Source organism: Kamptonema sp. UHCC 0994 (assembly GCF_029167235.1).
Lineage (GTDB): Bacteria > Cyanobacteriota > Cyanobacteriia > Cyanobacteriales > Microcoleaceae > Kamptonema.
The window spans coordinates 1-1,020 of record NZ_JARFTR010000140.1; the positions used below are offsets into that span (position 1 = coordinate 1).

At 39.7% G+C, this 1,020-nt stretch carries 2 protein-coding genes; both read left to right on the forward strand.

What is annotated here, in order from left to right; translation table 11 throughout:
* Positions 1–56: 56 nt before the first annotated feature.
* Positions 57–449, forward strand: a complete 393-nt coding sequence (locus PY364_RS13080; RefSeq protein ID WP_275523089.1) for an IS630 transposase-related protein — start codon at positions 57–59, stop codon at positions 447–449.
* The gene (locus tag PY364_RS13085) at positions 446–1,003 is read left to right on the forward strand and encodes a transposase (RefSeq protein ID WP_275523091.1); all 558 of its coding nucleotides are present in this window, start codon (positions 446–448) and stop codon (positions 1,001–1,003) included. The genes PY364_RS13080 and PY364_RS13085 overlap by 4 nt, the downstream gene beginning before the upstream one ends.
* The last annotated feature ends 17 nt before the right edge of the window (positions 1,004–1,020 follow it).

The window sequence follows — 1,020 nt, forward strand, 5'->3', positions numbered from 1 at the left end:
TATAGCAAATTCCATGTATCTGTGGTACACTATGTTCAGTAGCGATCGCAGAAAAAATGAAACCTTATTTGATCGAGTTTCGCCAAAAAATAGTTAAAGCCTATGAACAAGGAGACACATCAATTCGGAAAGTAGCCGCCAGATTTGATGTGAGTAAAGCCTTTGTCCAGAAACTTTTGAAACAAAAACAAACGACGGGTCATATTCAACCCAAAAAACAGGGTGGAAGTCTTAAAAGTGTGTTACACTCGCGCACAGCTCAATTGACCCAGATGGTAGAAAAATATCCTGATAGTACCTTATCAGAATATTGTGAATATTGGCTAGATACCTACAAGGAAACTGTCAGCCCTAGTATGATGTGTCGCGAACTAATAAAACAAAATCTGACGCGAAAAAAAAGACAATACGGAGTAGTCAGTCTGCCACAGACCGCGTGCAAATTTTGAGGTATGAATATTGGGAGAAAGTAAAAAATATCGACCCGAACAACCTCGTTTTTTTGGATGAAATGGGCGTTCTATTGGGGTTGACACGAACCCACGCACGTTCAAGGTATGGTAGTAGAGTTTACGATTTAAAACCATTTTATCGGGGTGCAAAAGTCACTGTTATCGGAGCAATCAGCTTAAAAAAAGTAGTAGGATTAATGACGCTAAATGGGTCAATGGATAGTAAGGCATTTTCCGTTTTTGTTGAACACTTTTTAGTGCCCAACTTATGGGAGGGTGCAGTCGTTGTTATGGATAATCTACCAGCTCATAAGTTAGCGGTGATTGAACCATTGATTCAAGCGGCTGGTGGCAGTGTCCTAAATTTATCACCCTATTCTCCTGACTTTAATCCTATAGAATTATGGTGGTCACAACTGAAAGCTTTTTTACGTCAGTTCTCGCCAACTACTACCAAGATGGTTGACGTAATACTTGCTACTGCGCTTGATTTGGTCAATATTAAGCAATTCAAAAACTGGTTTACAAGCTGCTGCTACTGTACTTCATAAACCTGGAATACGCTGTA